General features: G+C 47.4%; 14 protein-coding genes. 5 read left to right on the forward strand and 9 right to left on the reverse strand.

Features of this window, described 5'->3' with window-relative positions; all coding sequences use genetic code 11:
* Positions 1-4: 4 nt before the first annotated feature.
* Positions 5-1,630, forward strand: a complete 1,626-nt coding sequence (locus tag ACEPSU_RS12060; protein ID WP_395323441.1) for an ABC transporter permease — start codon at positions 5-7, stop codon at positions 1,628-1,630.
* Between the two features lie 316 nt (positions 1,631-1,946).
* On the opposite strand, the gene ACEPSU_RS12065 is transcribed toward ACEPSU_RS12060, so the two are convergent.
* Both ACEPSU_RS12065 and ACEPSU_RS12070 read right to left on the reverse strand, forming a co-directional pair.
* Positions 1,947-3,134: an acetate/propionate family kinase gene (locus tag ACEPSU_RS12065; RefSeq protein ID WP_395321924.1), complete on the reverse strand. Its 1,188-nt coding sequence runs from the start codon at positions 3,132-3,134 to the stop codon at positions 1,947-1,949.
* 91 nt (positions 3,135-3,225) lie between these two features.
* Positions 3,226-3,804: a TetR/AcrR family transcriptional regulator gene (locus ACEPSU_RS12070; RefSeq protein WP_395321926.1), complete on the reverse strand. Its 579-nt coding sequence runs from the start codon at positions 3,802-3,804 to the stop codon at positions 3,226-3,228.
* A gap of 254 nt (positions 3,805-4,058) precedes the next feature.
* On the opposite strand from ACEPSU_RS12070, the gene ACEPSU_RS12075 reads away from it, so the two are divergent.
* Positions 4,059-5,453 carry a YhgE/Pip family protein gene (locus ACEPSU_RS12075; protein WP_395321928.1) on the forward strand — a complete coding sequence of 465 codons (1,395 nt, stop codon included), beginning with the start codon at positions 4,059-4,061 and terminating at the stop codon, positions 5,451-5,453.
* A 128-nt stretch (positions 5,454-5,581) separates the two neighbouring features.
* On the opposite strand, the gene ACEPSU_RS12080 is transcribed toward ACEPSU_RS12075, so the two are convergent.
* The 5 genes from ACEPSU_RS12080 to adhE form a co-directional block, all read right to left on the reverse strand.
* A complete protein-coding gene (locus tag ACEPSU_RS12080) occupies positions 5,582-5,932 on the reverse strand; it encodes a hypothetical protein (RefSeq protein ID WP_020089564.1) in 351 nt (116 codons plus the stop codon).
* A gap of 233 nt (positions 5,933-6,165) precedes the next feature.
* Positions 6,166-6,777: a LysM peptidoglycan-binding domain-containing protein gene (locus ACEPSU_RS12085; RefSeq protein ID WP_395361567.1), complete on the reverse strand. Its 612-nt coding sequence runs from the start codon at positions 6,775-6,777 to the stop codon at positions 6,166-6,168.
* A 556-nt stretch (positions 6,778-7,333) separates the two neighbouring features.
* Positions 7,334-7,948, reverse strand: a complete 615-nt coding sequence (locus ACEPSU_RS12090; protein ID WP_020089566.1) for a LysM domain-containing protein — start codon at positions 7,946-7,948, stop codon at positions 7,334-7,336.
* A gap of 389 nt (positions 7,949-8,337) precedes the next feature.
* Positions 8,338-8,808 carry a flavodoxin family protein gene (locus ACEPSU_RS12095; protein ID WP_395321933.1) on the reverse strand — a complete coding sequence of 157 codons (471 nt, stop codon included), beginning with the start codon at positions 8,806-8,808 and terminating at the stop codon, positions 8,338-8,340.
* Positions 8,809-9,000: 192 nt separating this feature from the next.
* Positions 9,001-11,619, reverse strand: coding sequence for a bifunctional acetaldehyde-CoA/alcohol dehydrogenase (gene adhE / locus ACEPSU_RS12100; RefSeq protein WP_395321935.1), 2,619 nt, complete (start codon positions 11,617-11,619; stop codon positions 9,001-9,003).
* A gap of 433 nt (positions 11,620-12,052) precedes the next feature.
* Here adhE and ACEPSU_RS12105 point away from each other — a divergent pair, with 433 nt between their 5' ends.
* From ACEPSU_RS12105 to ACEPSU_RS12115, 3 genes are all read left to right on the forward strand, one after another.
* Positions 12,053-13,846 carry a glycerophosphoryl diester phosphodiesterase membrane domain-containing protein gene (locus ACEPSU_RS12105; RefSeq protein ID WP_395323443.1) on the forward strand — a complete coding sequence of 598 codons (1,794 nt, stop codon included), beginning with the start codon at positions 12,053-12,055 and terminating at the stop codon, positions 13,844-13,846.
* Positions 13,847-13,931: 85 nt separating this feature from the next.
* Positions 13,932-14,462 carry a helix-turn-helix domain-containing protein gene (locus ACEPSU_RS12110; protein WP_260338565.1) on the forward strand — a complete coding sequence of 177 codons (531 nt, stop codon included), beginning with the start codon at positions 13,932-13,934 and terminating at the stop codon, positions 14,460-14,462.
* Entirely contained in the window at positions 14,462-15,343 is an 882-nt protein-coding gene (locus tag ACEPSU_RS12115; RefSeq protein WP_260338566.1) for an IS3 family transposase, read from the forward strand. The genes ACEPSU_RS12110 and ACEPSU_RS12115 overlap by 1 nt, the downstream gene beginning before the upstream one ends.
* Before the next feature lie 69 nt (positions 15,344-15,412).
* Here ACEPSU_RS12115 and ACEPSU_RS12120 read toward each other — a convergent pair whose 3' ends face one another.
* Positions 15,413-15,940, reverse strand: a complete 528-nt coding sequence (locus tag ACEPSU_RS12120) for a DUF1836 domain-containing protein (RefSeq protein WP_020089570.1) — start codon at positions 15,938-15,940, stop codon at positions 15,413-15,415.
* Between the two features lie 223 nt (positions 15,941-16,163).
* Positions 16,164-18,503, reverse strand: coding sequence for a cation-translocating P-type ATPase (locus ACEPSU_RS12125; RefSeq protein WP_395321940.1), 2,340 nt, complete (start codon positions 18,501-18,503; stop codon positions 16,164-16,166).
* Positions 18,504-18,526: the final 23 nt, after the last annotated feature.

Raw genomic sequence — 18,526 nt, forward strand, 5'->3', positions numbered from 1 at the left:
GGTTATGATATCTCATTTTTCTCGTACCGGTCGTCTAACCGGACTTGCCTTACGCCGCGATCGCTTTAAAATTTTGATCTGGATTCTGATTCTTGCCGGACTGATGGTGGGTGTGGCTTACAAATTTACCGACATTTTCGGCACACAACATGAAATTGCGGCGATTAAGGATACCCTGAAGAGTCCTGCTATGGTGGCCCTATTGGGTGCATTTAAGTTCACAAACAATCCATCGACAGCACAGATATTTTCTACCGAAATGGTCGTCTTCATGGCGATTACGCAAATCATCATGAACATCATGCTTGGCATTCACGCAACACGGGGCGAAGAAGACCAAGGCATCACCGAGTTGGTTCGCTCACGAGCTGTGGGTCAATTGGCACCACTGAGTGCGGCAGCCTTAGAATTGGTCATCGTAAACGCCATTATTGCGGTCATCTATGGTGCTGGACTAGGACTGTCTGGGATGCATGGTATGACGACTGCTGGAAATTGGGCTGTAGGTCTTGGACTATCTGCTATCAGTCTCGTCTTTGGCCTACTAGGACTGGTCGCCGCGCAACTCGCTGATCATTCTGCTAGTGCCACGGGACTGACTTACGGCCTATTCGGTGTAGCCTACATCGTACGGATGATGACCGATGTTCAGAATCCCGACTACACCTGGTGGTCACCACTGGGCTGGGTGGAAAAAATATCGCCTTACTATCATCTCAATTGGTTGCCTATCGTCTTATCTCTGGTAACTGCCATTATCCTCTTCATTCTCGCAGCAAGCATCCACCTGCACCGTGACCTTAATGCCGGTGCTCTGGCCACCCGACCAGGTCGACGCACCGCATCTAGCTTTCTGCGCGGCCCCGCCTCACTGCTATGGCGGCGCGAACACAATGTCATTATTGGGTGGATTATTGGCATCGCCATTCTTGGCATGACCTATGGCAGTATCTACAATACCGTTGGCGATATGCTGAAAACCAATCCGACGATGCAGCAAGTCTTCGGTGCCAATGTTTTGCACGAAGCCAATCACGTAATGTTGGTTAATTTCACATCAACATTAGTCGTTCTAATGGCGGCAGTGGCGGCTATCCCTGGCATTCAACTTGTTTACAAACTCTACAGTGATGAAACGAACGGCTGGTTGGAATCCCTATACGCTCGGCCGCTCTCACGAACTCGCCTGTTCTTTAGCTACGTGATCACTGGCCTTCTGAGCAGCCTTGTTACCTTTGTTGGTGCCATCAGTAGCCTGATTTTCGTCGGAAATGCAACTCTTGATCATCCTAAAGATGGTTTGACGATCTTTGAATTCTGGCAGTCCATCTGGGGACAATTGCCAGCAATCTTGGTCTTTATCGGCATCGCTGCAGCCATTATTGGCTGGTGGCCACGGATTCGTTCCCTGAACTGGCTCTATCTGGGTCTTGGCTTCATTACGATTTACATGGGCGGCATGCTCAAACTTCCAAAATGGGCACAACACCTGTCCCCTCTCGGTTGGATGAATAAAGTCCCAACCCATGATGTAGAGTGGGCTAACTTCAGCTGGATGCTGGTGCTTAGCGTTGGGCTCATCTTACTCGGTTGGTGGGGCTACCGCCGGCGGGACTTGCACATGAGCTAATTACCTCAATTCAGTAAATTCAAGCGGAATCCTTACTTTTGGATTCCGCTTTTGTCTTGCCTGCCTTTTAGTAGACCAAGCATACGGGATTTCACGGCTAATAGCAAGGGTTAATTGTTAATCGTATTATTTATAATTTAATATCATAATACTTGTTGCGCTACCTGCCATTTTCACGCTATTTATATTCTAGGGTGCGTCATCTAAACCCCTAAATAGAATAGTCAAATTGTTGTCGTATTTTCATTGTCAATCAGTTATGCTAGGTCTATACCAGTCCACATAAAAAGCCCGCTGGTCAACGGGCGCACACTTACTAAGTCGTTAACCGTGTAACATCACGGACAATCATAAGTTCTTCATTTGTTGGTACCACGAGAACCTGAACTGGAGTCCCCGCTGGGCTAACAACACGCTCTTTACCGCGACAATCATTCTTAGTCGGATCGATTACAATGCCAAAGTAGGCCAATTTGTCTGCAATCGCCTGCCGCATCTCAATTCCATTCTCACCGGATCCGGCAGTAAAGACAATTGCATCTACCCCACCCAGTTCAGCAATATAGCTCCCCACGTACTGAACGACACGACTCACGAACATATCGAGAGCTAGTTTGGACTTGGGCCGGTCAGCTTGCGTTTGTTCCAAGTCACGTTGATCCGGCGACAGTTCTGATATACCCAACAAGCCAGATTTATTGTTCAGAATCGCAATCATTTCTGGCATTGTCTTCTGCAACTTCTCAGCTAAGAAGGCCACCAGTGACGCATCAATATCGCCCGAACGTGTCCCCATCATGACGCCTGCGAGCGGGGTAAAGCCCATCGACGTATCCAGAGCTTTACCATGGTCAAATGCCGTGATGGACGAACCAGAGCCTAAATGAAGCGTGATTAGCTTTAAGTCAGCCAACGGCTTGTCTAATAGCTCCGCCGTTCGCATTGCCACGTATCGGTGACTGGTTCCGTGAGCGCCATACTTTCGCGCTCCGAATTTTTCATAGTAACTATAGGGAATACTGTACATATAATTCACCGCCGGCATCTGCGCGTACAGCGAAGTATCAAAGACCGCCACTTGTTGGGCCCTCGGTAGCAACTGCGTAAACACTTCAATATAGTACGCCTGTACCGGGTTATGCAGTGGCGCATAATCCTTGAGCGCCTTGATTTGCCGCAACACAGTTGGCGTGATGACGGCAGAATCTTTAAAGATCTCACCACCTGCAACAATTCGGTGACCTACGCCGGTAATCTCGCTCAGATGCGACAAGATACCATATGATTTTAAGCGTGTTAACACCATTGCCGCAGCCAATTTATTGGTAATATTGTCCTGCGTTTCCGTGAATTTTTCACCGTTAGCTAGTTTAACTTTAAACAGTGAACCCGGTAGATTTAACCGGTCAACCATCCCCGAAGCAATCACTTGCTCCTCGGGCATCGAAAATAGTTTCCATTTCAGCGTGGAACTCCCCGCATTAATTGCCAATACTTTTGCCATGAGCCGCCTCCCAAGCGTTATTTCTGTCTTAACACTCACAGTTTAGCGAACCCTGTAATCGTTTACAACCGAAACGCTGCACAACTTTCACTTAGTCATTATCCGTTCCGTGCATCAGCTGTTGGGGTGACAACTGCCGTGTCCGAGTAAATAACGCGTAGGCCTCATCAGGTAACAGAATCGCTGGTTGGCCCAGCCAGTAGACAACGTAATCAAGCACCCCCTGCGCAACGAGTTCTTGAGCAAAATCCGTTGGAACTTCTCTATCCTGCACCGTGACTGGGCCGAGAACTTCCGTGATCAACTGTTTCACTTGCTGATCTAGTTGTGACGCGGGACTCTGAAATAGGATGATGACGAGCGTTCGTTGTCGATAGAGATATGCGAATAAGCGCTCAAAGGCATTCGGCCTCGGTTCAGTCACCATTCCCAGCGCCGGCTTCGGATATTGACTAAATATCGTCCGAATTTGCGCAACAATTTCATTTTCATAATGGGCTAATAGATCGAACTTGTCCACGTAATGTAGATAGAAGGTACCACGATTAATTTGGGCTTCTTGTGCCAGTAGTTGCACGGTCAGTCGCTCGAAGCCAACACGTGCCATCAATTTAATAAATGCCCGTTGTAGCTTAACTTCCGTTTCTAAACGCTTCGCGCTCGTTTCCACTTTCCATCACCTCAACAGTTTGTTGATTACCCTCCCATTAAAAAACTTTTTGACACAGACGACAATCAACACAACTCCTGATTCTGTCGCTAGTTATCTGAGTAACCTTAGTTTGGTATTTAGTGGCTTTTTCACAGTAGTTTTGACAGCCACCTCCCAACAGTTGTCATCAAACTGTCGATTGAATCACCCTTTATATCTCCGTATTATGAAGGCGTTCAATCAACAGGTTGTTGATAAAGGGGGAGATTTCAATGTTAACGAGTGAATGGCATTACCTACTACAACATAAAATGAACTTAGTGGTGCTCGTCATGATTGCCTTAATTCCGGCAATCTACTGTTACCTCTATCTATCGTCCATGTGGAATACCTACGGCCATACCGACGATATTCCAGTAGCCATCGTCAACCACGATCGTGCTGTCCATACTCACGGCCAAACAATTGCTATTGGGCAAAAACTGACTACCAGTTTGAAGCACACTAAAGATTTGGACTTCCACAAGCTTTCAGCTACTACCGCTCATAATCGCCTAAAGTCCGGCAAGCTCTACCTCGTCGTCACAGTTCCAGCTGATTTTTCATATAACGCAACGACCTTGCTCACACAACATCCCCAGCATATGCAATTACATTACAGTTTCAATTCCGGTCAAAACTTTATTGTATCCAAGATGACCACTGGTATAGCGACTGCAATCACTGCCAAAGTTAACCGTGACGTTGTCCGCCTGAATAGCCAAATTTTACTCACGGCGCTTCACAATACTAACGTTGGTATGCGTCATGCCGCACAAGGAAATGCACAGTTGGTTCAAGGAACGCAACAGCTCCAGCAAGGTAACCAAAGATTACAAGCCGCAACGACACCCATTTCCAACGTTCCCTTAACAAGAAGTTTGGCTACTACAGGTACTGGCCTCAATCGTCTCCAACTGGGCGCCGCCAACTTAGCAACCAACTTAAACCGCGGGAGTACCCATTTACAGTCAATCCATACGTCCGTTACGAACGCCAATGCCATTGCCCAACCGGTCACGACCACTAATCATGATATTGCTAAGGTTCCCAACAATGGAACTGGTATGGCACCATTCGCCATCGCCATTGGTCTCTACGTCGGTGGGATCGCGCTTGGTACAATGTACGATGCTGGCGAATGGCACTGCAAACCACAGCTGGCTATCACTTGGTGGGGGAGTAAAGCTGCGATTATTGGGGGCGTCTCTTTGATCCAAAGTAGCCTCTTGTTTGGTACGCTACGTTTAGCCAACAACTTAACGGTTCAATCGCAGGCTGGTCTGTTTTGCACCATCCTCCTAGGATCACTACTCTTCCTGTCGCTAATCTTTTGCCTTCGAATTCTATTGGGCGGATTCGGCACCTGGCTGATTTCAATCGTACTCGTTCTCCAATTGGCTAGTTCTGGCGGCCTGTATCCCACATCACTCGTGAGTCCCCTAGCGCAGCATCTCAATCCGTGGCTCCCTATGACCTATCTCATTGATCTGCTTCGCTCTGCCATCTCTACCAATGTCGGTACCAACACAGCTTGGGGGCTGATTCTCATCATGATTATCGGCTTCAATTTGCTCATCATCCTAAAGTTCCATCTGTTACTCAAACGCGATCCATTAGCTAATTAGTTTCTCAAAAGTCCTCCACTATCAGCTCCAACCAGCCAACAGTGAGGACTCTGCTGTCAAATCATCACTAACTAAAAAGAGTTCCTTGACCTTATCAGTCAAAGAACCCCTACATATTTACGATTTAATTAGAACCAGCCCCAGGATAACCAGTGCCGCTTAGCATGCTTCCACGTCCCATAACGACTGTGTGCATAACGGTCAGCAGTTTTCTCTTGGTTAGCCTTACTGTAATCACCCTTCAAGTATGAGCGGGTCAATTGGTACTTCCCGTAATACCGGCCATTGCTGGCACGGTAGTTACCACCGGATTCCTTGTTGGCAATCCAAGCCTTAGCCTTCTTTTCGCTCTTAGACAGGGTACAAACGTACTTCACGCTAGCTTCTGCCGTAGTGGTCGTGCTAGCAACCGAGGTCACGCTAGGCAGAACCATTGAAACAACCATTAACATAACCATAAATAGTGACTTAAGTTTCAATGTGGTCCCTCCTAGCGAATTTGTTAAGACCAGCATAACGTTGTTAAGTTACAGGAAAGTTGTCCGAATGTTACGAAACAGTAACAGCGACCCCCATTTTCACCAGACTGGGGTAAAAATCCCTAATTTATGCGCTTTTGGGGACGCAAAAACGACGGTCCACCTTTTAGGTTTTACCGTCGTTTCTTATTTTAGTTGCTTAACTGACTAAATTTAGTGACGCACGGCCCAGTTTAGTACCAGCCGTTTGCTTGCCAGAAGGACTTTGCAGCTGCCCATGAACCATAACGGGAGGATACGTAGTTGTTCGCAACTTTTTCTTGGTTAGCGGCAGAGTAATCACCATTCAAGTAAGACTTACTCAATTGGTATTTACCGTAGTAGTTCCCGTTAGAAGCCGTGTATGAGCCACCAGATTCCTTGTTGGCAATCCAAGACTTGGCAGAAGAACTGTTAGATGTTGATGAACTCGTCGTGCTCGTTGCAGCTGAGTTCGTTGTCCCAGTGGATGCCGTTGACGTGCTACTGTAGTTGTTAGTCCCAGTCGTAGCATGCGTCATTGACGTGCTTGGCGTCGTGGCTTGGCTAGTCGTAGCCGTTGCGGTCGTTGAGCCAGGAACCACTAAGGATTCACCCACGTAAATTAAATTGACGTTCTTTAAGTTGTTTGCTTGTTCGATTGAAGAAACACTTGAACTGTATTGGTTAGCGATCTTTGCGACAGTGTCTCCCGACTTCACCGTTACCCGGACGTCGGCGTTAGCGGAAGTGGTGCCTGCGAATAAACCTGCACCTAAGACTGCGGCAGTACCTAAAGTAGTAACTAAAGCTTTTTTGATATTCATAGAAATGAATGTCCTCCTTTGATTTAAGTGAAGCGGTTGTCTATCAATTACTTAACGAGACCTATCATAACCTGTGGAGGTTACACCGCGATTGTTCCTGAGTTACACCCGCGTTAAGAAAAACCTGGTTAAATGACAAACTGTAACATGGTTAACGGTGCCGAAACATTAAGCCGGTTTTCGAGTGCTTCTTTGCTGGGATGTGACGATTTTAACCAAATCCACGAATTATTTGCGTAAAAAAATTAGGTTTAAAATCTCAAAAATTAAGGAAATACGTCTTAATTTGACGAAAACATGCCGCAGTCTTGTGGAAACCACGGTCCGTGTTCTCCGTGTCACGTCCGATCGTGACTAAAATCCTGTGACCAGGCGGCTCTCTCAGCCACATTTTATTTGTTTTCCATGTAGTAGTGGACAGATGATCCTCTAGCCGGCTTCACCCCATACTTTTCCTCTCACTCTCCAATGCATTTTATTAAAAAACGCAAAAAAGCCCCCACGGACCTGCATCCGTGGAGACTTACTTGATTTAAACGATTAGATTAGCTGAGTTTTAGTACCAGCCGTTTGCTTGCCAGAATGATTGCGCAGCAGACCATGAACCGTAACGGGAGGCAACGTAAGAGTTAGCCACCTTTTCTTGGTTGGCAGCTGAGTAGTCACCATTCAAGTAGGAAGCACTCAATTGGTACTTACCTACGTATTGGCCGTTACGAGCTGAGTATGAACCACCGGATTCCTTACCCGCAATCCAAGACTTGGCACTGGCTTCGGAGCCAGAAACACCAGTAGAAGCAGACGTGTTGCTGCTAGTAGCCGCTTGGTTAGAGTAAGAAGTGGTTGCTTGGCTAGTCGTGGATTGACTAGCTTGCGTAGAAGCGTTATTGCTGTAGTTTTGGCTAGCAACGTTAGCAGCAGTCGTTGACGTCGTCGTGCTCGTAGGCACGTTCAGCGTTTGACCCACATAGATCAGGTTGCTGTTAGCAAGGCTGTTGGCCTTTTCAATGGCGTTAACGGACGTCTTGTACGTGTTAGCTAATGACCAAACAGAATCCCCCTGCTTGACCGTAACAGTATCGGCGTTAGCCGTTTCAGTAGTAGCGAAGAAACCGGCACCGACAATAGCGGCCGTTCCTAAAGTAGTAACTAAAGCTTTTTTGATATTCATAAGAAATGAATGTCCTCCTTTGTTTGCTTAACGGATATTAGAATAACTGATAGGTATTACATTCAAATTGATGTTAGATTACGCGGAGGTTAAGAAAAATATTACATTATGACATTCCGTAATATTTGTAATGGTAGTGTAATATAAAACGCTTTAATCAGCTAATTTTTACCCATTTCAGCTAAAACGAGGGCCGTTTTTAAGTGCGTTTTGCACTGAAAAATCAGACTTTTTTATTATATTTAATGATAATTCGATGAAAATACGCCATTTTTCCGAATGTTTTTGAAAATTTTCGGAAATCATGTCTAAATTAGGGACCTAAAAAGCGGCAAATTTCACTGAAATTATCCACTTCAGCAAAACTTACCGCTAACAATACGCATTCTTTATAAGGGAAAATCATCCTTCAAACCGGTCGCAATCTCATCCGGCGTATTCGCCGTAAAGCTATCTTGAATCTTAAAGTTCCCAGCTTCCGCCCACTCCTTCAGGTACGGCAAACTCTCGGTTACCCGGCTACTAGCACTCGTCACAAACGGAACCACCGTCTTACCAGCCAGCTGAGTGGTCGTCAAGAAGTTCTGAATGAGACGTGGTGGCTGATGGTACCAGGTTGGGAAGCCTAAATAAAGCGTCTCAACTTGACTCACATCGACGGGGTCAAAATCAGGTAACTTACGCTGCTCATTCTCAGCATCGGTCCGCGCGACCAACTGCTGGAAGCCTGTCGTAGGGTACGGATCCCTAGCTTTTAGCCGAACCGGGGTAAGCTGCAGGTATCGCCCCACCGCTTCGGCGGCCGTCTGGGTCCGTCCTGATACAGAGAAGTACACAACTGCTGTTTTTGTTTGTGGCATAATGATTCCTCCTCAGATTAATTTGACACCCTAAGCATAACGCTGTTTAGGGACTAACGGTAATGATTATTGCTATATTATAGTAGAAACGCACCAATTAAAGCGCAAATTTACAGCAGATTGCTCCCCAATTTTCCTTTAGATAGCACAAAAACGGCCACTCCATTCAGAGTGACCGTTCCCGGCTAAACCTTATTTTTCGACGTTCTTACCGTCGTATTCATCAATCATGATTTGCTTTAATTCAGAAACTAATGGTTCCTTAGGGTTAGCAGTCGTGCATTGGTCACCGAAGGCCAATTCTGCTAAGTGGTCAACGACCTTATCAAAGTGGGCTTTGTCCACGCCGTTAGCCTTCAAGCTCAAGGTAACGCCAACTGAGTGCGCCAAGTCGATAACTTTCTTGACTAAGGCTTCCTTCAGTTCTTCCTTGGTGTTCCCTGGCAAGCCCAGGTAACGAGCGATTTGGGCGTAGTCTTCGTCAGCACGGAAGTACTCGTACTTCGGCCACATAGCCAGCTTCGTTGGTTCCTTGAAGTTGTAACGAATAACGTGTGGCAAGGTGATGGCGATAGCCAAACCATGAGGTAAGCCGAATTCCCCGCCTAACTTATGGGCAATCGAGTGATCCACCCCGAGGAAGGCGTTGGCAAAGGCCATCCCGGCAAGTGTCGAAGCGTTATGCATTTCTTCACGCGCCGTCACATCACCATTGTAGGAGTTGGTCAGGTTTTCCATAACCAACTTGATGGCTTGTAATGACCATGGCCGTGTGTAATCGGAAGCCATTGCGGAAACGTAGGATTCGATGGCGTGAGTTAACACGTCTAATCCGGAGTAAGCCACCGTCTTCTTTGGTACCGTTTGGATAAATTGTGAATCCACGATCGCCACGTCAGGCGTCAAAGCGTAGTCAGCCAGTGGGTATTTCACGTGCGTCTTGGAATCCGTGATAACGGAGAATGGCGTTACTTCTGAACCAGTCCCAGACGTCGTTGGAATTGCAACGAATTGTGCCTTGTGAGGCTTGTGGAACTTGTAAGTCCGCTTCCGAATGTCCAAGAACTTCTGCTTAGCACCGAAGAAGCTAGCGTTAGGATCTTCGTAGAATAACCACATGTTCTTAGCAGCATCGATTGGTGACCCACCACCTAAGGCGATGATCGTATCTGGCTTAAATGTCCGCATCTGAGCGACCCCACGTTCAACCGTGTCAGTCGTTGGATCTGGTTCAACGTCGGAGAACAGGGAGTATTCGATACCACCTGGTTGACGCTTCAATTCATTTAAGACAGTGTCGATGTAACCCAGTTCAACCATGGATGGGCTGGTTACCAGGAAGACCCGCTTGATGCCAGGCATATCGTCGAGGTAACGGACAGACGTCTTTTCAAAGTAAACTCGAGGTAATTTAATCCATTGCATATTATTTCGCCGCTTTGCAATCGTTTTGATGTTCAACAGGTCAAATGAGGAAACGTTATGGGATACGGAGTTCTTACCCCACGAACCAGTCCCCAACGTTAATGAAGGAATCATTTCGTTGTAGAGGTTCCCAATACCACCGATAGCGGATGGCGTGTTGACCAGCACCCGGCTAGCCTTCATCTTAATCCCAAAGTCAGTAGCTAAGTCGTCATCCATCGTGTGAATGCCGGCCGTGTGACCTAAACCACCGAAATGGAGAAGTTCATCACAAAGTCTGAACGCATCTTCGTGGCTCTTGGCCTTGTAAACAGAAAGTACTGGAGATAGCTTTTCTTGTGAAAGTGGGAACTTAGGCCCAACACCCTTCAACTCAGCAGCCAGAACCTTCGTTGTAGCTGGAACTTTGATACCAGCAATTTCAGCAATCTTCTGTGCGGACATCCCTGCGATAGGTCCTTTGACCCCGCCTTCTGGCCGGAACATTGCATCAGCTAAGGCCTTTTCGTCACTCTTCTTAATGAAGAAGACGCCACGATCTTCCATTTCCTTCTTAACGGTGTCGTAGATTTCTTGATCAATCACGGCACTGTTTTCAGAAGCACAGACCATCCCGTTATCAAACGTCTTGGAGAGCACAATGTCGTAGACAGAACGCTTGATGTTGGCCGTCTTTTCAATGTAAGCTGGACCGTTACCAGGACCAACCCCTAAGGCTGGCTTCCCAGTTGAGTAAGCGGCCTTAACCATGCCGGGACCCCCGGTAGCCAAGACACTAGCAACCTTTGGATGGTTCATCAATGCCGTCGTGGCTTCCAGACTAGGCTTGTCGATCCACTGGATAACACCTTCTGGAGCACCAGCAGCAATCGCAGCGTCGCGGACAACCTTAGCAGCCATTACGGAAGACTTCTGTGCTTGTGGGTGGAAGGCAAAGATGATTGGGTTCCGCGTCTTAACGGCGATCAATGACTTGAACATTGCCGTTGACGTTGGGTTGGTGACAGGCGTTACCCCGGCCAAGATTCCCAGAGGTTCAGCAACCGTAATCAATTGGCGTTCACGGTCATCTTTGATGATACCGACCGTCTTATCGTTCTTGATGGAGTGCCAGATTTCTTCAGTGGCAAACATGTTCTTAACGGCCTTGTCTTCCATCACCCCACGGCCAGTTTCTTCAAAGGCCGCCTTGGCTAATTCCATATGGTGGTCCAACCCAGCGATCGCCATTTGGTGAACGATGTGGTCAACTTTTTCTTGGGTAAAGTCATCCATGGCGCACAGCGCGTCGTGGGCTTTAGCGGTCAACCGGTCGATCATTTGATCAACGGTTTCCGCACTTTCTTCTTTTTTTACTTTTGGATTTTCTTTCACGTCTTTTAACATTTTTATGCCTCCATTTGAAAACATCTTGTTAAGTTCTTCACGAGTTAAATCATATCACCTTTTTAAAATTCTGCAAGAGGTTTATGTTAAAAAAATCACAACTAGTTGGACTGACAAACAAACCCGCCGCCAGCAAGGCTTACAGCGATACAGAATGTAAGCGCATACACAATTTTTAAAAAACTTTTCAGAAATTTTTTGATGTATTTTAAATCACAACCCATCACTTTTCTTTCATAATTCTGGCAGTTGCGCCACTGAACTCTTGTGTTCGCCAAGTTTTTTCCACCAACTGGGCAGTTTCCATACCGGCGGTGCAACGATTATGCTACAGTTAAGACATGAAAAATCTCTAGTTCGGCCACTGCGCACGGTGAAAGCACGCCATGCCAGCTAGCCGTAAATCGTAAATAAATTTGAAAGCGTGATTTCTATGCGACCCTTAGCTTTCTGGCGTGACGCGAACAGCCACTTTTTCCATCATTGGGGTAGTTACGTCACCCTAGTCTTTCTAACCAACCTGGTTGTCAGCTACATTGCGGTGCCTACCTTTACCTGGTTGACTGCTGCTTTGATGCGCTGGCAACACGTACCTTACGTCTCCTATACCAATATTGGCGCCCTATTGATCCATCATCCCCTAGCCATCCTAGGGCTGATCGTCATTCTGCTCGCCATTACGACCTTGATCTATTGGCAGTTTGCCTACCTACTTCTGGGAATAACCAACATCCGTCACGGTCGGCCCCAAACCATGCTGGGCGTTTTAGGCGATACCATTCGTAGCATCGCCGGGGCCTCGCCTAGTACTTTTCTCTTCTTTATTGGCTACTTCATCGTGATCATGCCCTTTGGGAGCGAACTTTTTACGACCCCACTGCTCAATAAGGCTAAGATTCCAGCATTTATTATCAGCTACCTCATGGCCAACAACGCTTTTGCCATCCTCCTGGGTATCTTCTACGTTGGCGCGGCTTATCTGGGAATTCGATTGATTGCCGTCCTCCCTTTGATGATGATCGACCACTATCACAGCCGTGATGCCATTCGCCTCAGCTGGCAACGCACTCGCGGTCACTTCTGGAACTATTTTCTCAAAATTATCGTGACCCTAGTCATCGTCAGCATCGTTGTCGCCGCTATCTACATGACCATCTATGTAGGCCAAGTTCTCTTTGATAAGACGGGAATTGCCCTAGTCACCGCGACCATCAATCTCTTCTTAATGGAGGTGATTACGGAATTCATCGTCTGCTACGCCACCGTGATTTTTATGATGGTGATTCTCAGTAGTCATGACGCGCATCAACCCGCGCCATCCATTCTGTTCAGCTTTCGTGAGCCCGCCAAGACCCGGCTACGAACGCGTCTCTTGATTATCACTGGTCTAGCGGCCATTAGCGCCGCCCTAGTCGGATTCAACCTGATCTACCTGAATGGGTTGACCATGAGTAGACCACTGACGATTGCCCACCGTGGCGTGGACAACGGCAACGGCGTCCAAAATACAATTCCCGCCATGGTTAAGACCAGCCAGGAACGGCCGGATTACGTTGAAATGGATATTCGAATGACGAAGGACCATCAGTTTGTCGTCATGCACGATGCTAATTTAAAAAATCTCGCCAATCTCAAACGCAAAGTCTCGACTATGACCCTCAAGCAATTGACTAACGTCACGGTCACCGAAAATGGTTACCAGGCAAAGATTCCCAGTTTCAATGATTACCTCAACACGGCAATCAAGCACCATCAAAAATTACTAATTGAAATTAAAACTGGCGGTGCCGACACCAAGGACCTCCCCGAACGGTTTTACCGGCAATTCGGTGCTCGTATCCTCGCCAATCACGAGCAGGTTCACACCCTAAGTTACTCCATTATGAACCGGCTGAAGACGGAGCATCCTGACCTCTTTGTCAGCTATATCATGCCGTATAACCTGACCTTTCCTCACACACGGGCCAACGCTTACACCATGGAGGCAACCACGCTTAACGACACCTTCATTGAGCAGGCTAACCGCGAACATAAGAAGGTTTACGCCTGGGATATCGATGATATTACCAGCATGGATCAGATGATGTTTATTGGGGCTAACGGCGTCATCACCAATAACCTCCACCTGATTCAGCAGGAAATTAAGGACAACACGGATCATCCGAGCTACGCCAACCTCCTGTTAACATTTATGAACGACTTAACGTTAGAGACACAGACGCAGTAAGCTCTAACCAGTCGTATAGAAAAAAGATGCCCGATGAAGTGAACCCCCAAGGTTGGACAGAAAGTCCAACCTTGGGGGTTTTACTATGGTTAAGTTTGATTTAGATTTTAGAATTAAGGTCGTCACTGAATATTTGAGTGGAGTTGGATCAACCTCATTGGCCAGAAAACATGGTATCAGCAAGGAAGAAACTATCCTTCTTTGGGTTAGTCGCTTCCGGAAATACGGTATAGCTGGATTGAAGCTGAAGGATCAGAAGCCAGAATATTCTAGTCAGTTCAAGGTTGATGTATTAAACTGGAGAAAACAACATCAGGCCTCGCTTCCGGTAACGGCTCTGCACTTCAATCTATCTTCGCCAAGCACCATCTGGCAATGGGAGAAGCGCTTTGAGGAGCAAGGAATCGCTGGCCTTGAACGGAAGCGAGGAAAGCCTAAAATCATGGCTAAACATAAGCAAACGAAGCCTTCAAAGAGTCGCAATAACTCCAGTACCGCCGATGAATTGAAGCAATTAAAACAAGAAAACTTGATGTTAAAGATTGAGAATGAATACCTAAAAAAACTCGATGCCTTAGCTCAGAAGAAGTCAGCAGACAAGAAATCTCGCAAATAGTGACCGAGTTAAGGCAGGTCTTTCAAGTGCCCATCAAGCTCCTACTCAAGGTCGTCAAAGTACCAAGAAGTACGTATTATTACGCACGCTCACATCGTCAGCGTGAAAAGCTGGATGATTCTCCAATCATTCAGGCAATCGATGAGATCCGGCAGGAAGATTCTAAGTACACCAAGAAGTATGGTTACCGGCGACTAACTAAAGCTTTACAGGAGCATGGATTCACGGTGAATCATAAACGAGTCTTGCGTCTAATGCATGAGCATGATTGGCTTTGTTTAGCGTACAATCGGCAAAAACGTAAATATAATTCATACAAAGGATCCGTTGGTAAAATTGCGCCTAATCGGTTGAACCGACGATTCAAAACGGACCGACCCTATCAAAAACTCGTTACAGATGTCAGTGAATTTCGATACGGTGGTATGAGCCAAAGTGAACGTGTCTATTTAGAACCAGTGATTGACCTCTTCTCAGGCGAAGTCTTAGCCTTCAACATCAGTGACCATCCAACAGTAGAATTTGCCCTAAAGCCGCTTAGAGAAGCATTGGAAGGACTGCCAAAATTAGGTTATCGAACAACAGTCCACACGGATCAGGGATTCCAGTATCAACATAAATTCTGGCGAGAAACACTCAAAGAACATCGCGTATTTCAAAGCATGTCACGCAAAGCAACTTGTCTAGATAATGCGGTAGTTGAATCATTCTTCCACATCATGAAGGTCGAAGTTATGGATGAGCATTTTGAGAACAAGGAAGACTTGACTCAAGCTATGACTGACTGGATTAGCTTTTACAATAAACGTCGGATCAAAACAAAACTGGATGGCAAGTCCCCGGAAAAATACCGGGAACTCGCCATCCAGAAGGCAGCGTAAATTCTGTGTCCAACTTTAAGGGTTCACTTCACGACTATAACTAGTCAGGCATCTTTTTTACGTTAAAGCTTATTTACTTTTTTCGATCTTTCGGAGCGGACGTTTAATCAAGTGCAGTAGTTTTTCCGACTGCAGCCGGGCTACTACGGCATCGACCGCAACCTGCATCAACTTTTCGTTTAAGTCCTTGGCAGCGGGTTGAACCTGTTCCTCACCTAAATGGTGCAAGCGGTCTTCCAACTGGCCAATGAAGTTATCATAGGCTTGCTTGGGGTAATCTCCGGCCGTGATCTGGTCAATCCCGGAGCGCACCGTATCCGTTTGGAACATGGGTTTAAGGAGGCTGATCATCAAGATATCCGTCAACTGCATCGTCTGATACTTCTTCTTGACGGGCGCTAGGATTACGTGATGTTTCACATAATTATTGATCATTGCCGGCGTGATGGTATCGATACCTAATGGTCCCAGAATATCGTTGATCAAGGCCGTCACCTGGTCCATGTAGAGGTCAAACTTTGGTAAATCATCCCATCGTGGCAACTTCGCTTTGTGCATCTGGTTTTCCCAACGGGTATATTGATTATAATCAGCCATATTTCTTCCCTGCCCTTCTATTTCTTGATTTCATTATAGCATATTACCTAGTTCTAGTGACTAGATATAACTAGATTAAGTTATTTCAGCTAGCGTTAAGACGAAAACGCGGCCAGTGGACGAGTTGTGCACTGACCGCGTTACTTTTGTAGTTAGGTTTATCAGCTTTAGAGTGGCCAACATCCGTGCTTTGGGATAATCTCATTGCACCAATAATCAACCTTTACCGCCACCGAATACGACTCAAGATCCGTTTGCCTAAGCCTTCTTGAACTACGATGAAGACTGGGTACACGCTGATCATCAGTGGTAAGTAAATCAGAGCCAGTTTCCAATTCAACAGGCTAACCAGCGAGAAGATCGGACCAAACAGTAGGAAGACGACGGCGAAGAGTCCCGCCATGAGGGCAATCAGCCCGATCTTAAACCGGTTCAGCGGCCGGGCCACCATAATCAAGGCGTTTAGGCTGATCAGCCCCGTCATCAGGACACTCAGCGTAGAGGTCGTGGCGAAGCTCAGACCAAACTGCGTGCCCAATGCCAAAATGACCAGAATGTAGCCCACTACACAGACGGCTGCCGGCGCGGCAACCTCCATGACTTGCTTCATGAAACGGCCAGCGATTCGCGCGTAGTTTGGCTGTAGCGCTAGGAAGAATGTTGGAATTCCAACCATCAGTGAAGAGATTGGTGTTAGCTGAATCGGCTCAAACGGATAGCTACGGCTCATGAAGATAAAGATCAGCGTCAACACCACGGAATACATGGTCTTGATCAGGTAGAGTGAGGCCACCCGCTCGATGTTATTAATAACCCGGCGCCCTTCATTCAGGACGTTGATCATCGCATCAAAGTTAGAGTCGACCAGCACGAAATCCGCCAGACTCTTCGTGGCCTCACTCCCCGAGGCCATCGCAATACTACAATCCGACTGGCGCAGCGCCAACAGGTCGTTGACTCCATCCCCAGTCATGGCAACGGTATGCCCGGCCGTTTGGTAGGCCTTGATCAGTCCCTGCTTCTGCTGCGGCGTGACCCGACCGAAGACGTTGTAGTCCGCAACCAGTCGATCATAGTCGGGTTCTGCCCCGACCTGACTCATGTCGACCAACTGATCAGCGCCGTCAATTCCGGCCCGACCAGCGATACTGGCAACCGTCACCGGATTGTCCCCGGAGATGACCTTCAGCGCCACATCCTGATTGGCAAAGAAGCTAAAGGTATCCTTGGCCCGCGGCCGCAATTCATCGGTAATCAAAATCAGACCAATTGCCTCCGGATTAGTGGGCTTGGGTGCCGTTAATGCCGTGACTTCAGCCAGCAACAGGACCCGATAGCCTTGCGCGGCGAGCGTTTGGATTCGTTGCTTCACATCAGCTGGCACGTTATCAAAAATAAACTCCGGCGCCCCCATGACGTAAGCCCCAGTGGCCAACCGAGCTCCACTCCACTTACGTCCAGAGGAGAACGGCAAGACTTCTGGTGACGTGACGGTTGGTGTTCCCAGCGCGTTCTTGATTGCCGTCGCTGTTTCGTTGTCATCCCCCGTTGCCGACACCAGTTGCGCCAGCGTTTCACCCAGTTCATCCGTTGACCGACTACCAATGGCTTCAACCTTGTCCAATTCCAACTTACCATTGGTGATCGTCCCAGTCTTATCCAAACATAGCACATCGACTCGCGCCAATGCTTCAATGGCAGGGAGTTCCCGAACCAAAACGTGCCGACGACCCAGGGTAAAGGCCCCCGCAGCCAATGCCACCGACGTCAACAGGACTAACCCCTCTGGAATCATACCGACCATCGAAGCAACTGTCCCCAGAATGGCGCGGTTTTGGTCCTGCCCCCGCATCAACGCGGAGACGAACAGCGCCGCTCCCAAAGGAATAATGGCAAAGGTCAACACTTTAATAATCCGGTTAATAATGATCAGAAGTTGGCTGGCGGAACGGCGTTTTTGCTTAGCCGAATGAGCCAGCTGTTTGACGAAGCTGCCACTGCCGACCTTGGTGGCTTGGACGATGGCCTTTCCACCGAGAATGACGCTCCCCGAAACCAGCTGATCATTGGTATTCTTTATGATTGGCGTCGATTCCCCAGTAATCTGGGATTCGTCGACTTCCATCCCGGCTGTCTCACGGACTAATCCATCGACAGGCAGCTGATCCCCACGACCAATCGCGAGCAGGTCATCCTGGACGATTTTATCCTGATGCATCGCCGTGAGCTCGCCATCTCGCAACACATTGATCTGGGCCTCCGAAAGTAGCGCGAGTTTATCGACTTGCCGTTTTGACCGAATTTCTTGAAAGATTCCAATCCCGGTGTTAAAAATCACGACACCTAAAAACAGCAAATTTTTATAGCTGCCAGTGAACAGCACGAGGCCGCCCAGCAGAATGTTGATTAAATTAAATAGCGTTAATAAATTATCTCTAAATATTTGTTTTACACTCCGCGTTAACGGTGGTAATGGGTCATTCTTTAACCCGTCAGCCACCCGTTGTTTCACTTCGACCGCAGTTAAACCCTGGTCGAGTGGTGGCAGGTAACGTTCTGTCATTTAGGCGTCCTCCTTTACCGATT

Source organism: Levilactobacillus parabrevis (assembly GCF_044051715.1).
Classification (GTDB): Bacteria; Bacillota; Bacilli; order Lactobacillales; family Lactobacillaceae; genus Levilactobacillus; species Levilactobacillus parabrevis.

Excerpts from the sequence above, each read along its gene's own strand:
- ACEPSU_RS12120 (WP_020089570.1), bottom strand. The coding sequence starts at position 15,940 with ATGGCTGATTATAATCAATATACCCGTTGGGAAAACCAGATGCACAAA.
- ACEPSU_RS12085 (WP_395361567.1), bottom strand. The coding sequence starts at position 6,777 with ATGAATATCAAAAAAGCTTTAGTTACTACTTTAGGTACTGCCGCAGTC.
- ACEPSU_RS12075 (WP_395321928.1), top strand. The coding sequence starts at position 4,059 with ATGTTAACGAGTGAATGGCATTACCTACTACAACATAAAATGAACTTA.
- ACEPSU_RS12110 (WP_260338565.1), top strand. The coding sequence starts at position 13,932 with ATGGTTAAGTTTGATTTAGATTTTAGAATTAAGGTCGTCACTGAATAT.
- ACEPSU_RS12065 (WP_395321924.1), bottom strand. The coding sequence starts at position 3,134 with ATGGCAAAAGTATTGGCAATTAATGCGGGGAGTTCCACGCTGAAATGG.
- ACEPSU_RS12095 (WP_395321933.1), bottom strand. The coding sequence starts at position 8,808 with ATGCCACAAACAAAAACAGCAGTTGTGTACTTCTCTGTATCAGGACGG.
- ACEPSU_RS12060 (WP_395323441.1), top strand. The coding sequence starts at position 5 with ATGATATCTCATTTTTCTCGTACCGGTCGTCTAACCGGACTTGCCTTA.
- ACEPSU_RS12105 (WP_395323443.1), top strand. The coding sequence starts at position 12,053 with ATGCGACCCTTAGCTTTCTGGCGTGACGCGAACAGCCACTTTTTCCAT.
- ACEPSU_RS12125 (WP_395321940.1), bottom strand. The coding sequence starts at position 18,503 with ATGACAGAACGTTACCTGCCACCACTCGACCAGGGTTTAACTGCGGTC.
- adhE (WP_395321935.1), bottom strand. The coding sequence starts at position 11,619 with ATGTTAAAAGACGTGAAAGAAAATCCAAAAGTAAAAAAAGAAGAAAGT.
- ACEPSU_RS12090 (WP_020089566.1), bottom strand. The coding sequence starts at position 7,948 with ATGAATATCAAAAAAGCTTTAGTTACTACTTTAGGAACGGCCGCTATT.